We start from the raw sequence: 25,554 nt of genomic DNA on the forward strand, positions 1-25,554 counted from the left end.
GTTGCTTGTCTTATCAACCCGATCTGCGCCGGGGCCTAACACACCGTATCGGTCAGACTTCCACAATAGCTTTCAAGATCCGGTCGGCATCGGCGATCAGAATGGCCATCTGATCGGGCAGATCCGCCATCTGCACGCTGTGGGTGTGCAGCGCCGCCACGGGGATGGCCTCGCTGCGCATCGCCGCGATCACCCGTTCGAAATCCGCCTTCAAGGCATTGCGGCAGGCAAGCAGCGTGGTTTCGCGCTTGTGGAATTCCGGATCGGGAAACACGAGGTCGTCCTTCACCACGCTGACCAAGGCGTAAGTGCCGCCGTGCGCCACGAAATCCAGGCCCCGCTGCATCGCCGCGATGCTGCCGGTGGCATCGAACACCACGTCATAGAAATCGCCGTTCGTGCGAGCGGCCAGGTTGGCGTTGAGATCCGCATCCACCAGCAGCACATCGGCAAAGCCGAGCGCATCGCGGGCATAGTCCAGGCGGGCGGCGCGCGTATCGAGCAAAGTCACCAGCGCGCCATCGAGTTGGGCGAACAGGGCAACCGCCACACCGATCGGCCCAGCGCCGGCAACCAGCACGCGATCGCCTGCGGTAACACCGGCCCGCGCAACGGCATGGGCGCCGATGGCCAGGAATTCGATCATCGCCGCTTCATCGAACGACAGGCCATCCACGTCCATCACCGCTTGTTCGGGCACGGCGATCCATTCGCACAGCCCACCATCGGCATGGACCCCCAGCACTGCGATGTTGACGCAACAGTTGGGCTTACCGCGACGGCAGGCAACGCATTTGCCGCAGGGTAGGTAGGGATTGATCGTCACCGTCTGGCCGGCGCGGAACGCGGAACCCGCCGGCGCTTCCACCACTTCGCCCCCCAGTTCATGGCCGATGACACGCGGGTAGCTCAGGAACGGCTGGTTCCCGGTGAAGATGTGATAATCGGTGCCGCATAGCCCCACGCGCCGCATCCTGACCAGCACCTCGCCTTCCCCGGCGCCGGGCGAGGCCCGGTTGGCCGCCGAAAGTTCAAACGGCTTCTGGCAAACGATCGCTTTCATGGAATGGCCTTGCACGCGGTTGCGGAATTGATTGCAAATATGAAATGCAATTATCGTTTATGCAATGACGGATTTCGTTCGAGACTCGGACGAAGGCCATGAGGCTGGCAATCGGCATCACGCGAGGCTGATAACAAGGGCGGTTCCCCGCGCGGGCAGGCCAAGCAAGATACGCCGAGAGCGCGCCACCAGCTGAATTTTATTTATTTGTATTCAATATTTTAAGTTCACCTTCACGCCTCACCTTCCGTCGCCTCGATCACCGCAAAGCACCTCGATAATTTTCACATATGCATTTGTATTTTCATTTGTGGCAAGTTGCACTATGATACCGCTCACAACGCAGATGCCGCGATGCGCGGCCTGGATCATGGGAGGGCAATTCGTGATTGCGATCAGACAGGTTTTCGGTGGGGCGTCGACACTCGCATTGGCGCTGGCGTGCAGCCATCACGCAGTGGCCCAGACCGCAGCGCAAACCGACGCGACGGCGCCCCAAACGCCGCAATCCACCGTCACCACCACCACCACCGGTGCACCGCCAGCCAGCGCAGATGAGGATAGCACCACCCAGGGTGCCATCGTGGTCAGCGGGCTGCGGCAGAGCCTGGCAACGGCCCAGGCGATCAAGCGCAACGCCAGCCAGTTGGTCGACTCGATCACGTCGCAGGACATTGGCCGCCTGCCCGACACCAACGTGGCCGAAGCGCTGCAGCGCATTTCGGGGATTCAGATCCAACGCAATCGTGGCGAAGGCAGCGCGATCGCCATTCGCGGGCTTACCGAAGTGCGCACCGAACTGAACGGCCGCGACATCTTCTCGGCCAACGGCGGGCGCGGCCTATCGCTGGAAGAAATCGGTCCCGATCTGCTTTCGGGGGTGGATGTCTACAAGAACCCGTCGGCCGAACTGATCGAAGGTTCGCTGGGCGGTACGGTCAACCTGCGCACGCGCATGCCCTTTGATTCCAAGGGCCAGGTCGTGTCTTTGACCGGCAGCACCACGAACTACGATTTTGCCAAGAAGCAGCATTTCGGCGCTTCGGGCCTGTACAGCAATCGCTGGGAAACCGGGCTGGGTGAGATCGGCTTCCTGGTAAACGCCTCGTGGCAGCAAACCGCGTTCCGCCAGGATGCGGTTCAGATGGAGCCGTATTACTACCATGGCCCCAACGCCATGTCGGGCGCCACGGTGCTCGACTCCCTGGTGCCGGGCTATGAAACGCAGAACGTGCAGGTACCGGGAGGCGGCGGCTTCAACGATGCAGTGGGTGACCGCAAGCGCTTCAGCGCCGCGGCCGCACTGCAGTGGAAGCCTTCGAGCAACCTGGAAATCTACGCGCAGTTCCTGACGGCGCACTATCGCTATCACGACTATGGCCTGTCGTTCTTTGCCTATGGCAGCGACCTGGCGCCAACCCCGGGATCGACCTACACGGTCGACAACGGCGTGGCGACTTCGGGTTCGTTGCAAGATCCCAACGGGGCTGCGGTTGTCTATCAAGGCAATCGCAAGACCATGACCAACGATTATTCGGCGGGCATGAAGTGGGAACTGGCCAGCAACCTGCATGCCTCGGTGGATTACCAGCACATCCATTCGACCGCGCAAGTCCAGCAGGTCAACCTCACGATGACACTGCTGACGCCGGCGCAATCGGGCCAGCATTACAATCTGCTGTTCGATACCCGCGGCAAGACGCCCTCGCTGTTGATCGACACGCCAGGCTATCTCACCGATCCGGCCAACTATGCGTTTACCGCGATCCAGCCCTATGCCGAAGACAACAAGGCCGATGCCGACAGCCTGCGCGCCGATCTCGATTGGGACTTTGGCGAAAGCGGCCTGCTGCGCAAGATCACCGTGGGCGCCCGCTATTCCAACAAGCGTGCGATCAACCGCAATACAACCTGGGGCACATGGACGGCGATCGATGGCTCCAATTGCCCCAATTCGGTGTGCACCGGGGCCGATTTCCCCGAATTCGTCGAGGCCAATGCGCTGCAAAGCTCCCTGCTGCGCGGCCAGGCCGCAAGTTCGGTGTTCGGCAAGGTCTTGCAGTGGCGGCTCAGTTCGGCGGCCAATCCCAGCCAGGCCTTTGCCGATGTGAAGGCCATTTCCGGCCAGAACATTGCGTTCCGCTCGTTCGATTCACCCGACGCGTTCAACGGCCGCGTCACGGAAAAGACCACCTCGGCCTATATCCGCGCCATGTTCGGATCCACCGTGCTGGGCATGGACTGGGACGGCAACGCGGGCGTGCGCTATGTCCAGACCAAGCAGACCGGCGTGGGATCGAGCGTGCTGAGCTATCGCACCGACAGTTCGACCTCGGCCGTCACCGTGGTTGAGCCCTATATCGGTGGGCAGGACTATACCAAGTGGCTGCCCAGCGTGAACCTGCGCCTGAAAATGACGCCCACGCTCCAGGCTCGCTTCGCGTTTTCCAAGAACATCAACCGTCCTGATTTCACCCAGCTCAACCCCAGCTATTCGCTGACGCCAACCTACAACGGCACCAGCACCACGCCGACCACCGTCAACCCCAGCCTGCCCTATGACGCCCAGACCAACCCTTATGCCGGCACCGGCACGGTTGCGGGCAATCCCAACCTGAAGCCCGAGCGCGTGACGTCGTTCGATGCCTCGCTGGAATGGTATTTCTCGCCCACCGGCTATGTCTATGCCACGCTATTCAAGAAAAACCTGCGCGATCTGGTCGATAACCGCACTTATTCGATGACGCGCGATATCGAAGGCGTTGGCAACGTCGAATTCAATGTGACCACGCTGGTCAACGTGTCGAAGGGCGGCGTAAAGGGTTTCGAAATCGGCGCACAGCGCTTCTTCGATTTTCTGCCCGGCTGGCTCTCGGGCTTCGGGGTTCAGGCCAACTACACGCTGGCAGACAGCAACGCCGGCGTGATCGCCCAAGGCACGGCAGGCAGCACCAACCAGGTGGCGGTGCCGCTGATCGGCCTGTCGAAGCACAGCTTCAACCTGATCGCGCTCTATGACAAGTTCGGCTTCAACTTTCGCCTGGCCTATAACTGGCGCAGCAAATACCTGCTGACCACAACCGGCGTGGGCACGCAGACGCTACCCGAATTCGTCCGCCCCTATGGCGTGCTCGATGCATCGGCGAGCTATGATTTCAACGAGCACCTCTCGCTCACGCTCGATGCCTCCAACGTCACCAACACCGCTTATCGCAGCTATCTTGGCACTTCGGCCAATCTGCGCGATTTCAAGTATGATGATCGGCGGCTGTCGGCGCGCGTGCGCGTGCGCTTCTGACCGGTTGCGGGCGGGCCGCTTTGCATGGCCCGCCCGCTCACCATGCTATCGACGGCAAGGCCGGAGGAATGAAAATGGGCCAGAGCGCGGTGCGCCATGTCACGATCGTGGGCGGCGGCACGGCCGGTTGGATGGCCGCCGCCGTTTTGGCGCGCAGCCTGCCGCCGGGCCGCGTGACGATCACCGTGGTGGAATCATCGGCCATCGGCACGGTCGGCGTGGGCGAGGCAACGATCCCGCCGATCCTGCGCCTCAATGCGCTGCTCGGTGTTGACGAAGATGAACTCGTCCGCCGCACCCAGGCCACCTACAAGCTGGGCATCGAATTTCGCGATTGGCGTGCGCGGGGCCACACTTACTTCCACCCGTTCGGCACCCTGGGCGCAGACCTGAACGGGGTGGATTTCCATCACTACTGGCTGCGCACGCGCCAGGGCGAACTGGCCGACTATTCGCTGCCGGCGCAGGCCGCGCACGCCGGGCGGTTCGCCAGGCCTGCCGATGATCCGCGCAACGTGCTCTCGCGCATGGCCTATGCGCTGCATTTCGATGCTACGCTTTATGCGTCCCTGTTGCGCGACATCGCCGTGCAGCACGGCGCCGTGCATGTGGACGGCCGCATCGTGGATGTTGCCCTGCGCGATGACGATGGCTTTGTCGAAAGCCTGCGGCTGGAAGACGGGCGCGCGATCCGCGGCGACCTTTTCATCGATTGCTCGGGCTTTCGCGGGTTGCTGATCGAACAGGCGCTGTCGACCGGTTATGAAGACTGGTCACACTGGCTGCCGATGAACCGGGCCCTGGCGATCGGCACCCGCACGCACCAAGCACCCCAGCCCTTCACGCGGGCAACCGCGCAGGATGGCGGCTGGATCTGGCGCATTCCGCTGCAGCATCGCGTGGGTAACGGCCATGTCTATTGCAGCGACTTCATCAGCGACGAAGCCGCGCATGACACGCTGATCGGCCAATTGGATGGCGAAGCACTGGGCGAAGCGCGCCCGCTGCGCTTTGTCACCGGGCGTCGCAAGCAGGCATGGAACCGCAATGTCGTGGCGCTGGGCCTGGCGTCGGGATTTATCGAGCCGCTGGAATCGACATCGATCCACCTGGTGCAGCAGGGCGTGACGACGCTGTTGTCCCTGTTCCCCGCCGACCGCATCGATCCAGTCGAAGTGGCCCAGTACAACCGCCTGGTTCGCCGCGATTTCGAAACGGTGCGAGATTTCGTGATCCTGCACTACAAGCAGACACACCGCCGCGACACGCCGTTCTGGCGCCATGTCGCGGCGATGGAGGTGCCCGAAAGCCTGCGCGATCGGATGGCGCTGTTCGCCGCCAATGGGCGCCTGATGATCGAGCCGGGCGAACTGTTCACGCAAACCAGTTGGGCCGCCGTCATGCTCGGCCAGGGGCTGATCCCGCGCGGCTATGATCCCCAGGCCGATCTGGTTCCTGCGCCAGAGCTTGAAGCGCAGCTTGGCCGCATGCGCGGGTTGATCGCCCGGGGGGTGGACGCCCTGCCCGCGCACCTCGATTTCATCAGGCACGCGGGCGGCCTGGCGGTTTCAGCCTGAATAGCGCGCGGTCAGGGCTGCTCGGCCAGGGTATAGATCCGTTCCGCGGGAACCCATTTTACCTCCGCCGGCGCAAACGGCAGTCGGCGCTGAAACTGGTCCATCAGCGTTTCCCAGGCACGGACATCGGGATCGGTGGCATCGCGCTGCGCCTTGGCCGCGGCCGAAAAGGCCGGCCCGGTTTCCATGATCATGCACAGCCGGTCGCCCACCTGCCAGATTTCCAGCGCACGGATATCGCTTTCCCGGATCGAGCGGGTGACGGCCGCTGGCGGGCCGCCGGGCCGATGCCACATGCGATAGGCGCGGATCGCCTCCGCCTCGTCATGGAGATCGAGCATCAGCACGTGCCGTTCGGTCGGCGTGCTCACCGGTAATGCCCCATGGTCACTTTAAGCACTTGCGGGCGATCGGTCAGGTTCAGGCCATAGTCGGTCTGATCGCCGTTCCAGATGCGTGTCATCACCCACTTGCCATCGACCATGCGGCCTTCTTCGGCGCGCAGCATGATGCCCTTGCCGGGCGAGCCGGCCGCTGGCGCGAAATTGACCCGCACGTGGTCTCCGATCAGGAGAAACTCATCGTCCGAAAGCTGCATCACGGCAAAGCCACCGACCGGCTTGTCGGCGGCCGGCGTGGGATCGGCCTTGAAGAACGTCCATTCCTTCATGCCAAACTGCCACTCGCCCCAATCGCCGCTGATGGTCCAGTTGCCCATGGTGGTGGAAATCGGCTTGCCGTCATCGGGCTTGGCCCCGCCCCAGGTGGGGTGAGACATCGCCAGCTTGGCCCAATCGCGCATCATCGGCGCCAGCATGCTGTATGGCAGGGCAAAGGCCCCCAGGGTCTTGTCGTCGAGTTCCTTGGCGCCCAGCGGGTAGTTCATATAGCCGCTCAGATCCATGCCGAACGGAGAAAAGCCGATCGCCCCACGCCCCAGCGCCGGATAGAAATAGCGGCCGAACAGCACCGAATTGCCGATTTCCGGCACCATCAGAGCGTTATCCGGGCGGTTGTACTTGTCCATATAGAACAGCACGTTGTCGCTTTTTCCGTCATAGATGTCGGGCGCGGCCAGGTCGATCGCGGGCGCGGCGGCCTTCCACACGTCGATCACGTCCTGCTGCGGTCCGCCGCTGGCCACGCCATCGGGATCAGGCAGGTTCGATGGCCCGGCCAACGCCGCGTTGACATACATCGGCAGCGGCTTGATCGCCTTGCCGGCCCGGGCAATCTCGTTGACGTAGCTGGCGGTGTACCAGGTGTTGAAATAGCGATCGGCCTGAGCCCCAAACGCCTGCGACCAGGTGCCAGTGCGGCCGGTTGCTCGCGCCAGCGCCGTGGGAATCGGCTGGGCAAACAGCCGCTCGGCTTCCGCGCCATGGTCACGGGGCAAGCGATAGCTGCCGGTTTCGTTTTCCACCTGCACCATGATCACGGTGTTGCGGGCGTCATGCGCGCGGATGTATTCCATCAGCTTGACGAAGGCGCGCTTGTCGCTGGCCAGGGTATTGGCGCCATGCGCGCTCAGCACCTGGTGGTCTTCACCGTCCTTGCGCTTCATGCGCGGGAAACGCCGGTTGTCCAGCTTCACCCAATCGGGCGTATAGCTGTAGTTGGTGTTTTTCCAGGTGCCAAACCACAGCAGCACCAACCGCTTGTCATGCTGGCGCGCCTGATCGAGCAGCGTGCCGAGGTAGGAGAAATCGAACTGGCCTTCGACCGGTTCGATCTGCTGCCAGGCAACCGGCACCTCCAGCGTATTGGCGTGGATGCGATCGAGCACGGGCCAGATGGTATCGAGATAGGCCGGGTAGTTGACCGCATTGTTGGCTTGCGCACCGAGCATGAAGAACGGCGCGCCATCGACGATCAGCGCGTGACGGCCGTTGCGCGTCTCGATCCGGGGCAGTGGCGTGGCGGCATCGGCCGCCGGGCCACCCGCCGCCCATGCCGTCGTTGGGCTCACCAATGCAAGGCCGATAGCCGCGATCAAACTCTTTTGGTGCTTCATGACCTCTCCTCGCCTGGGCTTGCGGACGCTTGATCCTGTCACAAGCAGGCCGCCTTATGTTAGCGCTATCTACATCGCGCCGGCAAATCTGCAAATCTGTCGATTCGCTTGCCAATGATGTTGCATTTTGAAAATGCATTTGCAAATATGGTAATACAGCAAGCACGGACGCAGGCTTTCACGCCTTTTGCCGCCGCGCGCCAGGGGAGGTAGAAATGGACGCAATCACCAAGCGCGATCTGCTGCGAGGATCCGTGGCCACCGCGCTGGGCCTTGGCGCCGCCGGTGCGAACGCCGCCGCCCTGGGCCAAAGCGCCGGCCAGCAGGACACTGCCCCCGAACCCGGCCTGCCCCCGATTGCCAAGGGACGTTTCGATTCCAGCGTGGCGTCGCTCAAGACCTATCAGACGCCGGACTGGTTCCACGACGCCAAGTTCGGCATCTGGTCGCACTGGGGCGTCCAGGCCGTGCCCCGACAAGGCGATTGGTATGCCCGCTTCATGTATGTGCCGGGCCATCCGCACTATGACCATCACCGCAAGACCTATGGGCACCCTGCGGAATCCGGCTACAAGGATATCATCCCGCTGTGGAAGGCCGAGCGTTTCGATCCCGAAGCGCTGATGGATCGCTATGCCGCCGCCGGCGCGAAGTATTTCGTGTCGATGGGCGTGCATCACGACAATTTCGACCTGTGGAAGTCCACCCATCACCGCTGGAACGCGGTCGCGATGGGGCCAAGGCGCGACATCGTGGGCGAATGGCAGCGCGCCGCCCGCCGCCGCGGCCTCAAGTTCGGCGTGTCGGAACACTTGGGCGCAAGCTATACCTGGTGGCACCCCAACGGCCTTTACGACCAGTTCTGGCCCAAGCTGGGCGTGGCCTATGACGGGGCCGATCCGGCCTATGCCGACCTCTATCATGGCAACCATGACGAGCCGTTCCGCAACACGCCGGAAAGCTGGTACACGCAGAAGACGGCCTATCACCGCATGTGGCTGCGCCGCTTGCGCGATCTGGTCGACAATTACGAGATCGACCTGCTCTATTCCGACGGCGGCCTGCCGTTCGGCGAGATCGGACGCTCGCTTGTCGCGCATCTTTACAACACCAGCATCGCGCGCCGCGGGCGGCTCGACGCGGTCTATACCTGCAAGGATTCCGGCTCGGGCGAGTTCCACAAGGAAGCCTGCGTGCAGGATGTGGAACGCGGCGTGATGAACGGCATCCATCCGCTGCCCTGGCAAACGGACACCTCGAACGGCGACTGGTTTTTCGCCGAAAATTCCGATTACAAGACGGCCCGGCAGATCATCGCCATGCTGGCCGATATCGTCAGCAAGAATGGCAACATGCTGCTCAACGTGGTGCAATATGCCGATGGCAGCCTGCCGCCACAGTCAGACCAGCTGCTGGCCGATCTGGCCACCTGGATGAAGATCAACGCCGTTGCGATCCACGGCACGCGGCCCTGGCACGTCTTTGGCGAGGGGCCCACCGAAACCGCGTCGGGCATGTTCAAGGAAAGCGGCGACTATACCGCGCAGGACATCCGCTTCACCACGCGGGGCGAAACGCTTTACGCGCTGACCCTGGCCGAAGCGACCGGCCCGGTGGCCATTGCTGCGCTGGCGCAGGGCAATCCCCATGAACGCCGCCAGGTTCGGCGCGTGCGCATGCTGGGCCATGGCGGCCGGGCTTCGTTCCGGCAGACCGACCAGGCGCTGGTAATCGATTTGCCCGCCGCCAGCCCCACCCGCCAGGCCACCGCCTTCGAAATCACCTTCGCCTGAATTCATCGCGTTTTGCCAAGGATCATCAGACCCATGCCACGCCGCTCCACCGCTTTCGTCCGCGCCGCCCGCACGGCTGCCACCCTGGGCCTGGCCATCGCCCTCCCCGCCATCGCCGCGCCGCAACCGGCTGCCGCGCAAAGCGCACAAGGGCATCCTGATTGGCCGGGTGCCGGCGATCTGTTCGTCGGCACGTGCTACCAGCCGATCGATCGCTCGCCCGCGCAGATCAAGCAGGACATCGCGATCATGAAGGCGGCCGGTTTCAACATGGTGCGCATGGGCGACCTTTCATGGGATTCGTTCGAACCGGAAGAAGGCCGCTTCACCTTCGAATGGTTCGACGATGTCATCGCGCAAATGCACAAGGCCGGCATCAAGGTGATTGTCGATATCCCCGGCCAACCCGCACCGATCTGGCTGCACAAGGCCTATCCGGGGGTGGACCTTGTCAACCAGGAAGGCGCCCGGCTGCATCCGGCCACGCGCTATTGGGACAATATCAGCGATCCCGATTACCGCCGCCTCATGCGCCGCATGGCTGAAAAGATCATGCAGCGCTATGCCCACAATCCGGCGGTCATCGCGCTGGGTTACACCAACGAGATCGGCAATGGCCAAATGTCGTTTTCCGAGGCGGACCGGCAGCGCTTCATCACCTGGCTCCAGCACAAGTACGGCAGCATCGAAGCCTTGAACAAGGCCTGGGCAACCCAGCGCTGGTCGCGCCGGATCAACACCTGGGATCAGGTCGACTTGCCCTATCTCCACGGCCCCGGCCCCAACGAACGCTATCTCGACCTGCACCGCTATTGGTCGGATGACACGGTGGGCGCGCTGCGCGAACTGGAAGCGGTGCGCAAGCAGTTTGCCCCCAACCTGCCCGTGGCATCGAACTTCTGGCCGACCGCCTGGGGCAAGGGCTTCGACTATCTGCGCGCCTGGGAAGGCATTTCCACATATGGCGCGCAAGGGTTCTATCCCGGCGAACCGGTGGGCGCGGCGTTCGAGGTGATGATGAACAAGGCGGGCCACACCACCCCGGTGTGGTTCAACGAATTCACCGCCGGCGGTGGCGGTTTCTATGGCACACCCGGCCGTTCGCGCATGTGGGCCTATTTCGGGCTGCTCTATTATTCGCAGACGTTCCTGGCCTGGACATTCAATTCGCATAGCGGTGGCGAGGAACAGGCGCTGTTCGGCCTGGTCGACCACGATGGGCGGCCATCGTGGAAAGTGGACGAATTCGCCACGATCACCCGCGAATTCAAGGCGATCAAGGCGCTCGGCTTCCCGCGCTATCATACACCGCAAGTGGCCCTGCACTATTCCTTCGACACCAACTGGCTGACCTCGCCACCCGAGGGGCCCAACACCATGCAGGAATACTTCAAGGGCAAATACCAGGAACAGGTGAAGGCCGGCTTCGAACCGTTCTACCGCGACAATATCGACACCGCAGTGATCGACATCGGCCACGATGCCATCGACAAGTACAAGCTGGTGGTGCTCTCCAGCGCCTATGTCATGGACCAGGCCACGTCAGACGCGATCCGCAAGTATGTTGCCAATGGCGGCACCGTGATCATGACCGGCTATTCCGCGAAAGTGGACAGCACGGCCAAGTGGTTCGAAACGCCCCTCCCCGGCGGTTTGACCGATGTGTTCGGCCTGCGCACCAACGAATTCTATCGCGCGCCACAGCCGCTCAAGGTCTCGTTCGCCGGGCAGGCGCTGACCGGCACCGACGACTACTATGAAGTCCTCGAACCCTCTACCGCGCAAACGCTGGCGACGTTCGAAAACACCCCCAAGCGCAGCCCGGCAATCACCGCCAACCGCTTTGGCAAGGGCCGCGCGATCTATCTTGCCACCGCGCCGCAGGCGGCCCTGCTCGGCCCGCTGGTCCGCTCGCTCTATGCCCAGCTGGGCATCGCGCGCGGCCCGGAAACGCCCGAAGGCGTCGTCGCGCGCGAAGTCGATGGGCGCACGCTCTACGTCAACACCACGCCCGCCCCGATCACCGTGCCCATCGCGGGTTCCAAGACCGGCGCGATCAGCAAGCAACGCTACACCGGGCACCTGGATCTGCCGGGCTATTGGGCAGAGATCGTGCAGTGAAGGAACCGCCGTTTGACTGCCGCCATATCTCATATAATGCAAATCCGCCCTGAACCAGGACGGACGGAGCATTGATGCGAACAGGTCCCAAAGCGAGTTATGCCGCGCCCGCGGTGGAGAAGGCTTTCGAGGTGCTGGAGCTTTTCGCCAGCCGCCCCGATGGCGCCTTGATCAGTGAAATGGCGGTTCAACTGGGCCGATCCGTGGGCGAGATTTTCCGCATCGTCATCGTCATGGAAAAGATGGGAATCCTGCGCAAATCGCACAAGGATGATCGGTATTCGGTGGCCTACAAGTTCCTCGATCTGGCCTACCGCGTGACCCATGCCAAGGATCTGGTCGAAACCGCAAAGCCGGCCATGCGCCAATTGGCGCTGGATACCGCGCAATCCTGCCATCTGGTGGTGATCAACGACAGCGCGGGCATGGTGATCGCCCGCGAACAGAACCCGGGCACGCGCGGCTTCTCGCTGCGCCTGGGGGCCGCGGTGGATATCCTCAACAGTTGCTCGGGCCAGGTCTTGCTGGCGTTTTCACCCGAGGAACTGCGCGATCACGTGATCGAGCAGGCATCCCGCCTGACCCCGCAACCACCATCGCGCGCCACGTTGGACAAGCGGTTTGTCGCCATTCACCGCCGCGGCCACGAACAGCGCAAAAGCCCGATAACCCGCGGCGTGACCGACATCAGCTATCCGGTGTTCGGGCCCGATGGCATGGCCGCCGGCGCGCTGACCATCCCCTTTCTTGAACTGATCGACGGATCGCAACGCGTGGACATGGAAACCGCACGGCAAATGCTCGACCGGGCCGCCCAGGAGATTTCCATCTCGCTTGGCCATACGCCCAGGCCTTGACGCGCTAGCGCGGCCGACAGCAGTGATACCGCTTCAAGCGCACTGGCGCTATTTCGGAAAGGCCGCCGCCAGATAATCGATCAGGGCACGCACTGCCGGCGGCAGGCCGCGCCTGGTGGTGAAGACAAGGTGGACGATCCCCGTCTGCGCCCGCCATTCGGGCAGCACGTGAACGAGCCGGCCATCGGCCAGGGCGGCTGTGCAGACATGATCGGGAAGCAACGCCACGCCAAGGTCATCAACGGCTGCCGCGCGCACCGCGGTAAAATCGCTGCACGTCATGCGCGGTTCGTGGCGGATACGATGCGCCTCGCCACTCTTGCGTTCAAGCACCCATTCCACTTCGCCGATCTCGTCGGACGTGCCCAACGTCGGCACTTTGGCTAGCGCGGAAAGATCGTTGCCGATGCGGTTGGCCACCTGCGGGCTGGCAACCAGGATGCGCGCCGATGTGCCGAGCGTGCGCATCGTCAGCGCGGCATCGCTGGTCAGCGCCACGCGCACGCGCAGGGCCAGGTCGATGCGCTCCTCGATCAGATCCACGGCCCGGTCCGTGGCGACAAGCTGCAACCGCACCCGCGGATGGCGCGCCAGAAACCCCGGCAGGATTTCCGAAAGGATTTCGACCAGGCCGGTGGGGCAACTGAACCGGACGCGCCCGTGCGGCTCGGCCTGCGCTTCGGCAACCAGTGCTGCGGCCTGCTCCGCTTCGGCAATCATCGCACGGCAGCGCTCATAAAAGGCCTGGCCCACATCGGTAACGCGAAAGCGACGGCTCGATCGCTCGATCAGCCGCGCGCCAAGCCGCGTCTCGAGCGCAGCGATGCGGCGACTGAGCTTGGACTTGGGCTCTCGCAGTGCCCGGCCCGCCGCGGCAAAGCCACCGTGGGCGACCACTTCGGCAAAGTAAGCGTAATCGTTGAGATCAGCGCGCATCATCGTTCCCCTGATGGAACGATATGTATCATTTCTGCAGACTACAGCCAAGATCGTTGCAGGTTCATATCCCTTTCCAGCGGCGCAGGAACGCGCCGACCATACAATCAGGAGCATGAACCATGACGCAGGATTTCAACAACAAGGTGGTGGTGATTACCGGCGGCACCTCGGGCATAGGCCTTGCCACGGCGCAGGCCTTTGTGGCAGCGGGCGCATCGGTGTTCATCACCGGCCGCCGCCAGGACACGCTCGACGCCGCCGTGAAAGCCATCGGTGGGCGAGTGACCGGCGTGCGCGGCGACATGTCCAACCTGGCCGACATCGATCGGCTCTATGATGCCGTCCAGCAGCAGCATGCCCAGATCGACGTGCTGTTCGCCAATGCCGGGGGCGGCAGCTTCGCCCCGCTCGGCGCGATCAGCGAGGAACAGTACCAGCAGACCTTCGACACCAACGTGAAGGGTGTGCTGTTCACCGTGCAAAAGGCGCTGCCGCTGCTGCGTAACGGGGCTGCCGTGGTCATGACCAGTTCGACCGCCGCGGTTACCGGTACGGCCGCCTTCAGCGTCTATTCTGCCACCAAGGCCGCCGTGCGCAGTTTCGCGCGTAGCTGGATTCTCGACCTCAAGGACCGCAAGATTCGCGTGAACGCCGTAAGCCCCGGGCCGATCGAAACCACCGGCCTCGTCGAACTGGCTGGCCCCGATGCCGCCGCCCAGCAAGGCCTGCTCGACATCCTGGCCGGGCAAGTGCCGCTCGGTCGCGTTGGTCAGCCCCAGGAAGTGGCCAAGGCCGTGCTGTTCCTCGCTTCGGACCAGGCGAGTTTCGTCAATGGCATCGAACTCTTCGTCGATGGCGGCATGGCCCAGATCTGACGCGATCGGTGCCTGGCGGCGCTGTTCGCTTGTCGAGCAGCGCCGCCAGGCCTGCGCCATCAATCAGTCTGCGGTCCAGCCACCATCGACAACCAGGCTGGTTCCGGTGATCAGGGCCGAAGCATCGCTGGCCAGGAACACGACCGCGCCCATCAGGTCTTCAACCGTGCCCAGGCGGCCCAGCTTGATCTTGGCGAGCACGCTTTGACGGAACGCCGCGTCTTCGAAAAACGGCTTCGTCATCGGCGTTTCGATGAACGTCGGGGCGATCGTGTTGGAACGGATGCCATGCGGCGCCAGGTCCAGGGCGAAAGCCTTGTTAAGCCCCTCGATCGCCCATTTGCTGGCGCAATAGAGACTGCGGTTGGGCCCACCGACATGGCCCATCTGGCTGCCGATGTGGATGAGGCTGCCCCCTGCGACGCCTTCGGCCAGCATGGCCTTGACCGCGGCTTGCGCGACAAAGAACGCCGACTTGACGTTGAGATCGAGCACGGCGTCATAGTCTGCCTCGCTCACCTGCCACAGCGGCATGGGGCGATTGGTGCCGGCATTGTTGACCAGCACGTGGAACGCCGGGCGCGCGGCAAAGAAGGCGGCCACCGCGGCCGTGTCGCTCACGTCGAGCACGGCCGCCTGGGCCTTCCCGCCGGCAGCCACGATCGCCGCAGCGCCCGCCTCGATTTCCGCAGCGGTGCGGGCAACCAGGGTCACCTCGGCGCCGGCCTGGGCCAGGGCTGCCGCCATGGCCAGGCCGATACCCCGCCCTGCCCCGGTGACAAGCGCGCGCCGCCCGTCTAGCCGGAAGCTGGGCGTTTGCGGCAGCGCGCTGATGCTCTCCCCGCTCATGCCCTGGTCAGTTCCGAAGGTTCGGCCTGGCCGGCATAGGGCACGTTGCGCCCACCAAAGCGGCGCACGCGGATATTGGCCTGTTCGCCATGGCCGGCAAAGCCTTCCAGTGCGCACAGACGGCTGCAATATTCGCCCACCAGCGCGCTTGCCTCATCGGTCAAGACCTTTTGGTACGTGCAGGTCTTGAGGAACTTGCCCACCCACAGGCCGCCGGTATAGCGCGCCGCCTTCTTGGTCGGCAGGGTGTGGTTGGTGCCGATCACCTTGTCGCCGAACGAAACGTTGGTGCGCTGGCCCAGGAACAGGGCGCCATAGTTGGTCATGTTCTTGAGGAAATAGTCGGGATCTGCGGTCATCACCTGCACGTGCTCGCTGGCGATATCGTCGGCGATGCGCACCATCTCCTCATAGCTGTCGGCCACGATCACTTCGCCAAAGCTTTCCCACGCCTTGCGGGCGTGTTCGGCCGTGGGCAGGATGTCCAGCAGGCGGTCGATTTCAGCCATGGTGGCGCGGGCAAACTTCTCGCTGTTGGTCAGCAGGACGCCGGGGCTGTCGGGGCCATGCTCCACCTGACCGAGGATGTCGGTCGCGGCCATTTCGGGGTCGCAGCCGATCTCGTCGGCAATGATCAGGGTTTCGGTGGGGCCGGCAAACAGGTCGATCCCCACGCGGCCGAACAGCTGGCGCTTGGCTTCGGCGACAAAGGCATTGCCCGGGCCAACCAGGATATCCACCGGATCGATGCTCTGCGTGCCGATGGCCATGGCGCCGATCGCCTGGATGCCCCCCAGCGCATAGATTGCATCGGCGCCAGCCATGGCCTGCGCGGCAACAATGGCGCGCGCCGGCTTGCCCTGGAACGGCGGCGCGCAGGTGATCACGCGCGAAACCCCGGCAACCTTGGCAGTGATCACGCTCATGTGTGCCGAGGCGAGCAGCGGATACTTGCCGCCCGGCACATAGCAGCCGGCCGCGTTGATCGGCACGTTCTTGTGGCCCAGGATCACGCCAGGCAGCGTTTCGACTTCCACATCCTTCATGGAATCGCGCTGGATCTGGGCGAAATTGCGCACCTGCGCCTGGGCGAATTCGATGTCCTTGCGCTCTTGCGGCGAAAGACTGTCGACCGCCGCATCGATCTCAGCCTGGCTCAGGCGGTAATCGTCGCGATCCCAACCGTCGAACTTGATGCTCATCTCGCGCACGGCCACATCGCCGCGCTGCTCGATATCGGCCAGCGCCGCCTCAACGATATCGCGCACCTTGCGGTCGGTCGCTGCCTTCACGTCTGCGGCCGCGCCGCGCTTGAGCCATTGGGCCATCTGCGAAAATCTCCCTGGCGATCGGTCACGCCCGTCGCTTCACCCATCAATGAATACATATTCACGGATATTTTGGAATATGCAATTTTCGATAGAGAGAAATTCGCTTTTTTGATTTGAATGCATATTCACCGATCCGCGCATGCCAGGCGCTCATCGCGCTGATCTCCGTTTGACCGCCTGCCTGCCCAACGATAGGAACCAGGGATGGTTGATCCGTCCGACGCCAATCTGCCCCCTGCCGATACCGCGGCGCCGTCCGTCACCGTGCACGACGTGGCCCGAGAGGCAGGTGTCTCGCAATCGGCCGTTTCGCGCGCCTTCACACCGGGTTCCAGCCTCGCCGCGGACAAGCGCGAACGTATCATCGCCGCGGCTGCGCGGCTTGGCTATCGCCCCAATCCGCTGGCTCGATCGCTGATCCGGGGCAGATCGGGCATTGTCGGCGTGGGGGTGGGCAATCTTGCCAACCCCTTCTTCGTCGAGACGCTGCAACTGCTGTCGGATTGCCTGGACAGGACCGGTCTGCGCCTCATGCTGTTTCCGGCACAAGGCGAACCCTCGATCCAGGACGTGCTGCATTATCGCATCGATGCGCTGGTGCTGTTGTCGGTAAGCCTGTCGTCCATGCTCGCCACGGAATGCCGGCGTGCAGGCGTCCCGATCATCCTGTACAACCGCACCACCGACCAGCGTGAAACCTCATGCGTTGTGGGGGACAACGCGATCGGTGCCCGATCCGTTGCCGCGCACCTGCTGGCTGGTGGCCACCAAAGGCTCGCGTTCATGGCAGGCTCGCCCGACGCGTCGACCAATATCGAGCGTGAGGCCGGGTTTACTGCCTATCTGGCGGAACAGGGCCATCCCGCGCCGCTGCGCGAATGCGGCCATTTCGCATTTGATGCTGCCATGGCCGCCACGCGCCGCCTGCTCTTGCGGCCCGATCGACCGGACGCGCTGTTTTGCGCGAACGACACCATGGCGCTGGCCGCTGTGACCGTGGCAAGGCACGAGTTCGGGCTCGATGTCGGCCGCGAGATTTCGATCGTCGGCTATGACGACGTGCCGATGGCCGCGTGGCCCGGCTTTGCGCTGACCAGCTATTCCCAGCCGGCGTCGCTGATGGTCGATGAAACCGTGCGCCTGATCCACGCCCTGCGCCAGTCTCCCAAGAGTCATGAAGCCGTGGTCTGCCCCGGCACCCTGGTCATCAGGGGCAGCTCGCGCCCGGTGCGGGTGGAGCAATTCACCCGCTAGGCCGGCGCAGGGTGGCAGCGGTCAGGCCCCGCCCTTGCTGACTGGCAGCGCGGTCTTGTAGACAACGGGCCGCAATGCGAAACTGGTCGTCACCTGAGACACGCCCGCCACTTTCGTCAGCTTGTGGCGCAGGAAATCCTCGAACTCGCTCAACGAGCCGACCAGCACGCGCAGTTGATAATCGGCCTCCCCGGTCATCAGGTAACATTCCATCACTTCCGGAAAGTTGGTGACCGAGGCTTCGAACAACGACAGGCGCGTGTCGTCCTGCTGCTCCAGCCGGATGCGCACGAATGCGGTAACGCCCAGCCCAACCGCTTCGGGATTGACCAAGCCGACATAGCCCTGGATGACCCCGCTGTCCTCCAACTGGCGCACCCTGCGCAAGCAGGGGCTGGGCGATAGGCCCACGGCATCGGACAACTGCTGGTTGGTGATTCGACCATCGGCCTGGAGGCGCTCCAGGATCCGCAAGTCAATGCCGTCTAACCGGTCGATTGGCATAAAATTGCTCCAAGCCCGCCCTAGCAGCAGATCATGCTAATATACTGCGCAACACGCGCAATCTTTGCAATGACCTCTTGGACCATGGATGGCTAAATTCACACACAGCAAATCAGAGGATCGCCATGGCCATCGTTGCACAACAGCAAGACCTGCAGGACAACGTTGAGGCGCTCGAAGCGCTCGATACGCGCCTGCGCTGGCTTTCGGCCTGGACCGTCCACAATGCCAATCACGTGCGCAAGAAGCGCGACGGGATGAAAGTGGGCGGCCACCAGGCCAGTTGTGCCTCGATGACGACCATCATGTCCGCGCTCTATTTTCATGCGCTGCGCCCGCAGGACAAAGTGGCGGTCAAGCCACACGCCGGGCCGGTCCTGCATGCCATCCACTATCTGCTGGGCAACCAGAGCCTGGACCAGTTGCAGCGCTTTCGCGGGCTGGGCGGCATGCAAAGCTATCCTTCACGCACGAAAGATCAGATTCCCGTCGATTTTTCGACCGGGTCGGTTGGGCTGGGCGTTGCCATCACCGCCTTTGCGAGCCTGGTGCAGGACTATCTGATTGCCCATGGCCAGTTGCCTGCCGACAAGGCCGGCCGGATGATCGCCCTGATGGGCGATGCCGAGCTCGACGAAGGCAACATCTACGAATGCCTGATCGAGGGCTACAAGCACGAAATCCGCAATTGCTGGTGGATCGTCGATTACAACCGCCAATCGCTCGACAGCACGACGGCCGATCGCATGTTTCGCCGTTTCGACGATATCTTCGAAACCTGCGGCTGGCGCGTGCTGACGCTGAAATACGGCAAGCTGCAACGCGCCGCGTTCAGCCAGCCGGGTGGCAAGAGCCTGCAGGATTGGATCGACAACTGCCCCAACGCCGACTTTGCGGTGCTTACCTACCAAGGCGGGGCCGCCTGGCGTGACCGCCTGATGGCCGACATCGGCCACAAGCCGCACGTCAAGGCGCTGCTCGACGGGTTCGACGATGCCACGCTGGCGCATGTCATGACCAACCTGGGCGGTCACTGCGTCGAAACCCTGCTGGAAGCGTTTGCGGCGGCCGATGACGATACGCCCACGATGTTCATCGCCTATACCATCAAGGGTTACGGCCTGCCGCTCGCCGGCCACAAAGACAACCATTCGGGCATGATGAACCCGCAGCAGATCGCGCAACTGCGCGAAAGCCTGAACATTGCCGAGGGCGCGGAGTGGGAGCCTTATGGCGGCCTGGGCAACAACGTGGCTGCCGCGCTGCGCGACTTTGTCGGCCGCAGCGCCTTTGCCGCAACGCCGCCCGAGCACGAGGCCCCTGCCGTGCCGGTGCCGGCGCGCCTGCCTGCGCCCGACGGCCAGGACCAATCAACCCAGTCTGCGTTCGGTCGCATCCTCATGGACCTGGCCAAAAGCGGCGATAGCCTTGGCGACCGCATCGTGACCACCGCGCCCGACGTGACGCAGACCACCAACCTGGGTGGGTTCGTCAACCGGCGCGGCCTGTTCCGCCGCAGCGAATTGCAGGACGTGTTCCATGCCGCCAAGATACCGTCGGCCCAGCGATGGTCGGGGCATGCTGCTGGGCAGCACATCGAACTGGGCATCGCCGAGAACAACTTCTTCCTGATGCTGGCGGCCCTTGGCCTTGCCGCCCCGCAATTCGGCACGCGCCTTCTGCCCGTGGGCACGGTTTACGATCCGTTCATCGCCCGCGGCCTCGATGCGCTCAACTATGGCTGCTATCAGGACGCGCGCTTCCTGCTGGTGGGGACGCCATCGGGACTGACATTGGGGGCCGAAGGGGGCGCCCACCAATCGATCAACACGCCGCTCATCGGCATGGGCCAGCCCAACCTCGACTACTTCGAGCCCGCCTATGCCGATGAAGTGGCGATTTTGATGCGCCACGCGTTCGAGCACATGCAGAAGCCTGACGGCAGTTCGGTCTATCTGCGGCTCAGCACCCGCTCGATCCCGCAGATCGAACGCACCGACGACGCGTGGGAAGCCGATGCGATCCGCGGCGGCTATTGGCTGCGCAAGCCAGCGCCCGATGCCGAAGCCGCCATCGTTTTCACCGGCGCCATCGCGCCCGAGGCGCTTGCCGCATGGGAAGCCTTGGTGGAGGACATGCCTGGGCTGGGCCTGCTCAACGTCACGTCGCCCGATCTGCTTCATCGCGGCTGGTCGGCCCGCCGCGCCGCGCGCTGGACCGGTGGCCCGATCGTACCCAGCCATGTCGAGCATCTGCTTTCGGGGCTGCCCGCTACGGCCGGGCTCGTCACGGTGATCGATGGCTCGCCAGGCGCGCTATCCTGGCTGGGCGGCGTCAAAGGCATGCGCGTAAGCCCGCTGGGTATCGACCGCTTTGGCCAGACGGGCGATCTGCCCGATCTCTATCGGGCGTACCGACTGGATGTCGATGCGATCATCGACGCCGCATCGGAACTGTTTCTGGACGCTTGACGCGCCCTAGAATCCAGACATCGCAGCGCATTTTGGTGCGGCAGGGCCAAGCACGCCACCACCTTGGCAGGGCCGGACCCTGCCGTGTCCGTGTCCACCAGCACGCCCAAGCCTCCGCCAAGTTGTGACGCGCAGGCGTTTGGTGGCGCTTGCCGAACCGACGCCATTCGAACCCTCAATAAAGTACCTTGCTATCTAAAATCACATTAGGTAGCTTGCGACTCAACGGGAAGATACCCGACGAGAGGATCGACATATGAGGAAGGCGTATTGTGACCAGCCTGCGTGCAGGCTTGTTTCCATCATCGCTCTGGCCTGGACGACATTGCCGACGATGGTCCTGGCCCAATCGCTCCCCAGCGAGCCGCGCACCCCTGCCGCCCAGGCAGACGATGGTGCCGCCGAGGAGAGCACGACCGCTTCGGGCGGCCCCATCGTGGTTACCGGCACGCGCATCGCCAGCGGGTTCGATGCCCCCACCCCGGTTTCGGTCATGGGCGCTGAGCGCCTGGCCGAGCGCGGCGCCGGCAACATCGGCGACGCTCTGAACGAACTGCCCGCCTTCCGCTCGACACAGACGCCGGCGTCCACCGGCCTGTCGGCTGCCGCCGGTTATGTGGGTGGGCGCATCCTCGACTTGCGCGGTCTTGGCTCGGTGCGCACGTTGACGCTGGTGGATGGCAAGCGCTTCGTGCCTTCGACCACGCAGGCCACTGTCGATACCAACATGATCCCCTCGATCCTGCTGCAACGGGCCGAAGTGGTCACCGGCGGCGCTTCTGCAGTCTATGGGTCTGACGCGGTGTCCGGCGTGGTCAACCTGCTGCTCGACAAGAAGCTGACCGGCTATCGCTTCAACGCCCAGGCCGGCGTTTCGAAATACGGCGACGCCAGCACGCGCCAGATCGGTATCGCCGGCGGCTGGGCGATCGGCGATCGCGCGCATCTTATCCTGGGCGGTGAATACGAGACCAACGATGGGGTAGAGGCCTGCCGCGTGCGCGAATGGTGCGCCAACGGGCAGATCAACTGGGGCCGCAATCCCGGCCAGACCGGCCTTCCGGCAAACAACATCCTCAGCAACGTTCATCCCTGGTCGGCCTCGTACAATGGCGTGACCACCCCGCCCTCCTCGGCTTACACCGGCAACGCTGTTCCCACCCTGCGCCCGATCGACGGCATCACCTTTGGCCGCGACGGCACGCCGCGCCGCTTCCAGTTCGGCTCGCTGGTCAATTCGCTCTACCAGGTGGGCGGCGAAAGCGACGGGCCGGGCGAGAACATCTACTTCGATTTCCCGATCGTCTCGCCGACCAAGCGCTACAACGCCATGGCGCACCTGACCTGGGAGGCGAGCCCTGCCCTCACGCTCGAATTCACCGGCAACTATGGCCATGCCGAAGGGTGGCACCGCGCGGTCGCCTATCGCAACACCGCGCTCACTATCCGCGCCGACAACGCGTTCCTGCCACGTTCGGCCGACCCGACGCTCGACATCCCGACGATCCTGGCCGCCAGCGGGCTGACCAGCTTCACCCTGGGCAAGGGCTTCGACGATATCGGCCCCGGCCAGATCCACGTGCGCAACAACGTGATCCGCGCTGTCGTCCAGGCGCGTTATGACCTTGGTGGCGGATGGAAGGCCGATGCCTACTATCAATTCGGGCGCAACAGCTTCCGCAGCGACCTGACCGGCGGCACCGTCACTTCGCGGCTGCTCAACGCGATCGATTCCGTCTCGGTCAACGGCACCCCCACCTGCCGGATCAACGCCGACGCTTCCACCGCCAACGACGATCCCGCCTGCGTTCCGCTCAACCCGTTCGGCTACGCCAACGGGTCGACCTTCGCCGCCGCCAAGGCCTATGTCACTGCCAACGGCTATCAGACCAACATCACGACCGAGCATGTCGCCGCGGCCAACGTGACCGGTTCGCTGTTCAATTTGCCGGGCGGGCCACTGGGCGTGGCGGTGGGCGGCGAATACCGCAACGATGCGGTCAAGGGCGATGCCGACCTGCTGTCACAGAGCAACCGCTTCTTTACCGGCGGCGGCTCGCTGATTTCGGGCCGCATCGCCGTGGCGGAAGGCTATGGCGAAATCGAGGCACCGATCCTGCGCCATGTTCCCTTCTTCGACGAACTGGGGCTCAACGGCGCGGTTCGGCGCACGCACTACAAGCGTTCGAGCGACTTCTTCCCCTCCAGCTCGCTGAGCGTGACCACCTGGAAGTTCGGCGGCACCTGGGCACCGATCGAGGCGCTCCGCCTGCGCGCCACTCGCTCGCGTGATATCCGCGCGCCCAACGTGTCCGAACTGTTCGGCCCCACCACGCAGACGCAGGGCATCCTCACCGACCCCCAGCGCGGCGGCGTGCAGACGGTGGCGCCGATCACGCAAGGGTCCAATCCCAATCTCCAGCCCGAAAAGGCCGACACTTTCACCGTCGGCGCGGTGATCCAGCCGCGCGGCGGGTTCCTCGGCCGCTTGCGCGCCTCGGTCGACTATTACCGGATCGAGATCAAGGATGCGATCAGCACGCTGGGGCAGCAGAACATCGTCACCCGCTGCTTCCAGGGCGATCCGCTCAGTTGCTCGCTGGTGACCCGCGACTCCTCCGGCGCGATTACCAACATCGTCGATACGCAGCAGAACGTGAACAAGCTGATCGCGCGCGGCTTTGATATCGAGGTGTCCTACCGCCAGCCCCTGGGTGGCGACGCCAGCCTCAACACCCGCGTGCTGGCCAGCAACGTGATCGACCTTATCACCGTCGACGCGGTTGGCCCCACCGAGCGTGCCGGGCAGACCGGGCTGCGCGCGGGCACGCCGCCGGGCATTCCCGACTGGACGGTGGACGGCATGGTCACGCTCGACCTGCCCGACCGGTTCAGCTTCTCCACCCATGTCCGCTGGATCAACAAGGGCTTCTACAACGCCGCCTTCATCGGCCCGGATCAGGATGGCTATGCCATCACCTCGCCGACCAGCTCCAACACCAACAGCGTGCCATCGAAGACCTACGTCGACCTGCTCGCCAACTTCCGGGTGCGCCAGCAGGGGGCGCAGAAGTTCGACGTGTTCTTTGGCGTAGACAATGTCTTCAACACCGATCCGCCGCGCGTTCCCGGCGCCAACGGCTCGGGCAATAACGTGCTGTTCAACCCGGTCGGCCAGTCCTTCAAGGCCGGGGTCCGCGGCACGTTCTGATCACTCTCACTTGCCCCGGGGCGCTTCCTCCTCCCGCGCCTCGGGGATTTTTCTCCCTTGCTGACAATGGATTGTGCCAAGATGCTCGAACGCCCCTTCGACCCTGAGACCCGCATCGTTTCCCGCCGCGACGCGCCCGGCCTGATCGAGCGCGAATGCGATATCTGCGTGGTCGGCTCCGGCGCATCGGGCGCTTCGGCGGCGATCGAGGCAGCCCGCGCGGGCAACCGCGTGATCCTGGTCGACGGCTTGCCCTCGCTGGGCGGACAGGCGGTCAATTCGATCATCGGCATGTTCTGCGGCCTCTATACCCCCGGTCTGGATGGCCGCCAGCTCACCCACGGCATCGCCGACGAGATCATCGCCGAGCTGACCGCCAATGGCGACGCCCACATCATCCAGGGCGGGGTGATGAAAGTGGTGATGTACAACGAGGTCGCGCTCGGTCGCTGGGTGGAGAAGGCCGTGATTGCCGCCGGTGTCCAGCCCTTGACCGGGGCGATCATCCGACAGGTCCATGTCGAAAGCCGGCGGGTTACCGCGCTCGACATCGCCACGCGCCACGGCGACGTGCGCATCCGCGCGCAAGGCTTCATCGATGCCTCGGGCGACGCGGCGCTGACCTGGCAGGCCGGCTTCGATTGCCGTGTCCAGGCCGAAGGCCAGATCTACGGCTCGCAGATGCTGATCGTCGAGGGCATCGACGACGCACACAAGCCCGATTGGGACACGATGGCCCGCCGCATCGCCGAGCGAGGCGAGCAATATGGCATGATGCGGCGCGACGGCTTTGCCGCGACATTCCCCGGCACCGACATCGCCATGGTCAACATGACGCACATCGAAACGCCGCTCGATCCGTTCGAAGCGGCCGAGAAGCAGATCGATGGCAAGGAGCAGGCCGACCGCACGCTGGTGTTCCTGCGCGCTGAATTTCCCGAGGCTTTCGGCAAGGCGCGGGTACGGGCCTATGGCCTGCCCGGCGTGCGCCAGACCCGCTGGATTGTGGGCACGCACCATCTCACCACTGCGGAAGTGCGCGCCGCCACGCGCTTTGACGATGCCATCGCGCGCTGTTCCTGGCCGCTCGAGCAGCATCACAACCGCGAGGGCTATGTCTGGGAAACCTTCGGGCCCGACCATATCCACACCGTGCCGCTGCGCTCGCTGGCGGTGGCCGGTGCCGACAACCTGCTGGCCGTGGGGCGCTGCATCGATGCCGATTCCACCGCGCTGTCATCGGTGCGGGTCATGGGGCCGTGCATTGCCATGGGGGCCGCCGCCGCCCATGCCCTGACGATCGCCGGCTCGGGATCGGTCCACCAGGTCGACATGGGCTTGCTCCGCCAGAAGATTGCAGCAAATCTCGAAGGATAAGGTCGCGCACCAAGCCGGCC

General features: G+C 63.9%; 17 protein-coding genes. 10 read left to right on the forward strand and 7 right to left on the reverse strand.

Annotated elements, in window-relative coordinates:
* Nucleotides 1-52: 52 nt before the first annotated feature.
* Complete coding sequence (locus FHT19_RS08965; protein ID WP_169474645.1) at nt 53-1,063, reverse strand: zinc-binding alcohol dehydrogenase family protein; 1,011 nt, start codon at nt 1,061-1,063, stop codon at nt 53-55.
* A 385-nt stretch (nt 1,064-1,448) separates the two neighbouring features.
* On the opposite strand from FHT19_RS08965, the gene FHT19_RS08970 reads away from it, so the two are divergent.
* Together FHT19_RS08970 and FHT19_RS08975 are read left to right on the forward strand one after the other, a co-directional pair.
* Nucleotides 1,449-4,361 (forward strand): TonB-dependent receptor, encoded by a 2,913-nt coding sequence (locus tag FHT19_RS08970; protein ID WP_248290340.1) that lies wholly within the window; start codon nt 1,449-1,451, stop codon nt 4,359-4,361.
* 68 nt (nt 4,362-4,429) lie between these two features.
* A complete protein-coding gene (locus FHT19_RS08975; protein ID WP_248290341.1) occupies nt 4,430-5,938 on the forward strand; it encodes a tryptophan halogenase family protein in 1,509 nt (502 codons plus the stop codon).
* A gap of 11 nt (nt 5,939-5,949) precedes the next feature.
* Here the strand turns inward: FHT19_RS08975 and FHT19_RS08980 are convergent, their stop codons facing one another.
* Both FHT19_RS08980 and FHT19_RS08985 read right to left on the reverse strand, forming a co-directional pair.
* Nucleotides 5,950-6,279, reverse strand: a complete 330-nt coding sequence (locus FHT19_RS08980; protein WP_169475013.1) for an L-rhamnose mutarotase — start codon at nt 6,277-6,279, stop codon at nt 5,950-5,952.
* Nucleotides 6,280-6,305: 26 nt separating this feature from the next.
* Nucleotides 6,306-7,952: a DUF5597 domain-containing protein gene (locus tag FHT19_RS08985; protein ID WP_169474646.1), complete on the reverse strand. Its 1,647-nt coding sequence runs from the start codon at nt 7,950-7,952 to the stop codon at nt 6,306-6,308.
* A 215-nt stretch (nt 7,953-8,167) separates the two neighbouring features.
* Here FHT19_RS08985 and FHT19_RS08990 point away from each other — a divergent pair, with 215 nt between their 5' ends.
* From FHT19_RS08990 to FHT19_RS09000, 3 genes are all read left to right on the forward strand, one after another.
* On the forward strand, nt 8,168-9,745 hold the full coding sequence (locus FHT19_RS08990) for an alpha-L-fucosidase (RefSeq protein WP_169474647.1): 1,578 nt from the start codon (nt 8,168-8,170) through the stop codon (nt 9,743-9,745).
* Nucleotides 9,746-9,778: 33 nt separating this feature from the next.
* Complete coding sequence (locus tag FHT19_RS08995) at nt 9,779-11,866, forward strand: beta-galactosidase (protein ID WP_169474648.1); 2,088 nt, start codon at nt 9,779-9,781, stop codon at nt 11,864-11,866.
* Between the two features lie 74 nt (nt 11,867-11,940).
* On the forward strand, nt 11,941-12,723 hold the full coding sequence (locus FHT19_RS09000; protein ID WP_248290342.1) for an IclR family transcriptional regulator: 783 nt from the start codon (nt 11,941-11,943) through the stop codon (nt 12,721-12,723).
* 48 nt (nt 12,724-12,771) lie between these two features.
* Here the strand turns inward: FHT19_RS09000 and FHT19_RS09005 are convergent, their stop codons facing one another.
* On the reverse strand, nt 12,772-13,662 hold the full coding sequence (locus FHT19_RS09005; RefSeq protein ID WP_169474650.1) for a LysR family transcriptional regulator: 891 nt from the start codon (nt 13,660-13,662) through the stop codon (nt 12,772-12,774).
* Between the two features lie 119 nt (nt 13,663-13,781).
* On the opposite strand from FHT19_RS09005, the gene FHT19_RS09010 reads away from it, so the two are divergent.
* Complete coding sequence (locus FHT19_RS09010; protein ID WP_169474651.1) at nt 13,782-14,537, forward strand: SDR family oxidoreductase; 756 nt, start codon at nt 13,782-13,784, stop codon at nt 14,535-14,537.
* A gap of 63 nt (nt 14,538-14,600) precedes the next feature.
* Here FHT19_RS09010 and FHT19_RS09015 read toward each other — a convergent pair whose 3' ends face one another.
* Complete coding sequence (locus FHT19_RS09015) at nt 14,601-15,386, reverse strand: SDR family oxidoreductase (RefSeq protein WP_169474652.1); 786 nt, start codon at nt 15,384-15,386, stop codon at nt 14,601-14,603.
* Nucleotides 15,383-16,714 carry a histidinol dehydrogenase gene (gene hisD / locus FHT19_RS09020; protein ID WP_169474653.1) on the reverse strand — a complete coding sequence of 444 codons (1,332 nt, stop codon included), beginning with the start codon at nt 16,712-16,714 and terminating at the stop codon, nt 15,383-15,385. The genes FHT19_RS09015 and hisD overlap by 4 nt, the downstream gene beginning before the upstream one ends.
* Before the next feature lie 207 nt (nt 16,715-16,921).
* Here hisD and FHT19_RS09025 point away from each other — a divergent pair, with 207 nt between their 5' ends.
* Nucleotides 16,922-17,971 (forward strand): LacI family DNA-binding transcriptional regulator, encoded by a 1,050-nt coding sequence (locus FHT19_RS09025; protein ID WP_169474654.1) that lies wholly within the window; start codon nt 16,922-16,924, stop codon nt 17,969-17,971.
* 21 nt (nt 17,972-17,992) lie between these two features.
* On the opposite strand, the gene FHT19_RS09030 is transcribed toward FHT19_RS09025, so the two are convergent.
* A complete protein-coding gene (locus FHT19_RS09030; protein ID WP_168555199.1) occupies nt 17,993-18,475 on the reverse strand; it encodes an Lrp/AsnC family transcriptional regulator in 483 nt (160 codons plus the stop codon).
* 125 nt (nt 18,476-18,600) lie between these two features.
* On the opposite strand from FHT19_RS09030, the gene FHT19_RS09035 reads away from it, so the two are divergent.
* From FHT19_RS09035 to FHT19_RS09045, 3 genes are all read left to right on the forward strand, one after another.
* Nucleotides 18,601-20,946, forward strand: a complete 2,346-nt coding sequence (locus FHT19_RS09035) for a transketolase (RefSeq protein WP_169474655.1) — start codon at nt 18,601-18,603, stop codon at nt 20,944-20,946.
* A gap of 334 nt (nt 20,947-21,280) precedes the next feature.
* Nucleotides 21,281-24,157, forward strand: a complete 2,877-nt coding sequence (locus FHT19_RS09040) for a TonB-dependent receptor (RefSeq protein WP_169474656.1) — start codon at nt 21,281-21,283, stop codon at nt 24,155-24,157.
* Nucleotides 24,158-24,238: 81 nt separating this feature from the next.
* A complete protein-coding gene (locus FHT19_RS09045; protein WP_169474657.1) occupies nt 24,239-25,534 on the forward strand; it encodes an FAD-dependent oxidoreductase in 1,296 nt (431 codons plus the stop codon).
* Nucleotides 25,535-25,554 lie beyond the last annotated feature (20 nt).

Origin of the sequence: Novosphingobium sp. SG919 (assembly GCF_012932495.1) — a bacterium.
Lineage (GTDB): Bacteria > Pseudomonadota > Alphaproteobacteria > Sphingomonadales > Sphingomonadaceae > Novosphingobium > Novosphingobium rhizosphaerae.

Coding starts and splice junctions, on each gene's coding strand:
- FHT19_RS08985 (WP_169474646.1), bottom strand. CDS start 7,952: ATGAAGCACCAAAAGAGTTTGATCGCGGCTATCGGCCTTGCATTGGTG.
- FHT19_RS08980 (WP_169475013.1), bottom strand. CDS start 6,279: ATGCTCGATCTCCATGACGAGGCGGAGGCGATCCGCGCCTATCGCATG.
- FHT19_RS09025 (WP_169474654.1), top strand. CDS start 16,922: ATGGTTGATCCGTCCGACGCCAATCTGCCCCCTGCCGATACCGCGGCG.
- FHT19_RS09030 (WP_168555199.1), bottom strand. CDS start 18,475: ATGCCAATCGACCGGTTAGACGGCATTGACTTGCGGATCCTGGAGCGC.
- FHT19_RS08995 (WP_169474648.1), top strand. CDS start 9,779: ATGCCACGCCGCTCCACCGCTTTCGTCCGCGCCGCCCGCACGGCTGCC.
- FHT19_RS09045 (WP_169474657.1), top strand. CDS start 24,239: ATGCTCGAACGCCCCTTCGACCCTGAGACCCGCATCGTTTCCCGCCGC.
- FHT19_RS09005 (WP_169474650.1), bottom strand. CDS start 13,662: ATGATGCGCGCTGATCTCAACGATTACGCTTACTTTGCCGAAGTGGTC.
- FHT19_RS09035 (WP_169474655.1), top strand. CDS start 18,601: ATGGCCATCGTTGCACAACAGCAAGACCTGCAGGACAACGTTGAGGCG.
- FHT19_RS08965 (WP_169474645.1), bottom strand. CDS start 1,063: ATGAAAGCGATCGTTTGCCAGAAGCCGTTTGAACTTTCGGCGGCCAAC.
- hisD (WP_169474653.1), bottom strand. CDS start 16,714: ATGGCCCAATGGCTCAAGCGCGGCGCGGCCGCAGACGTGAAGGCAGCG.
- FHT19_RS09040 (WP_169474656.1), top strand. CDS start 21,281: ATGGTCCTGGCCCAATCGCTCCCCAGCGAGCCGCGCACCCCTGCCGCC.
- FHT19_RS08975 (WP_248290341.1), top strand. CDS start 4,430: ATGAAAATGGGCCAGAGCGCGGTGCGCCATGTCACGATCGTGGGCGGC.
- FHT19_RS09000 (WP_248290342.1), top strand. CDS start 11,941: ATGCGAACAGGTCCCAAAGCGAGTTATGCCGCGCCCGCGGTGGAGAAG.
- FHT19_RS09010 (WP_169474651.1), top strand. CDS start 13,782: ATGACGCAGGATTTCAACAACAAGGTGGTGGTGATTACCGGCGGCACC.
- FHT19_RS08990 (WP_169474647.1), top strand. CDS start 8,168: ATGGACGCAATCACCAAGCGCGATCTGCTGCGAGGATCCGTGGCCACC.
- FHT19_RS09015 (WP_169474652.1), bottom strand. CDS start 15,386: ATGAGCGGGGAGAGCATCAGCGCGCTGCCGCAAACGCCCAGCTTCCGG.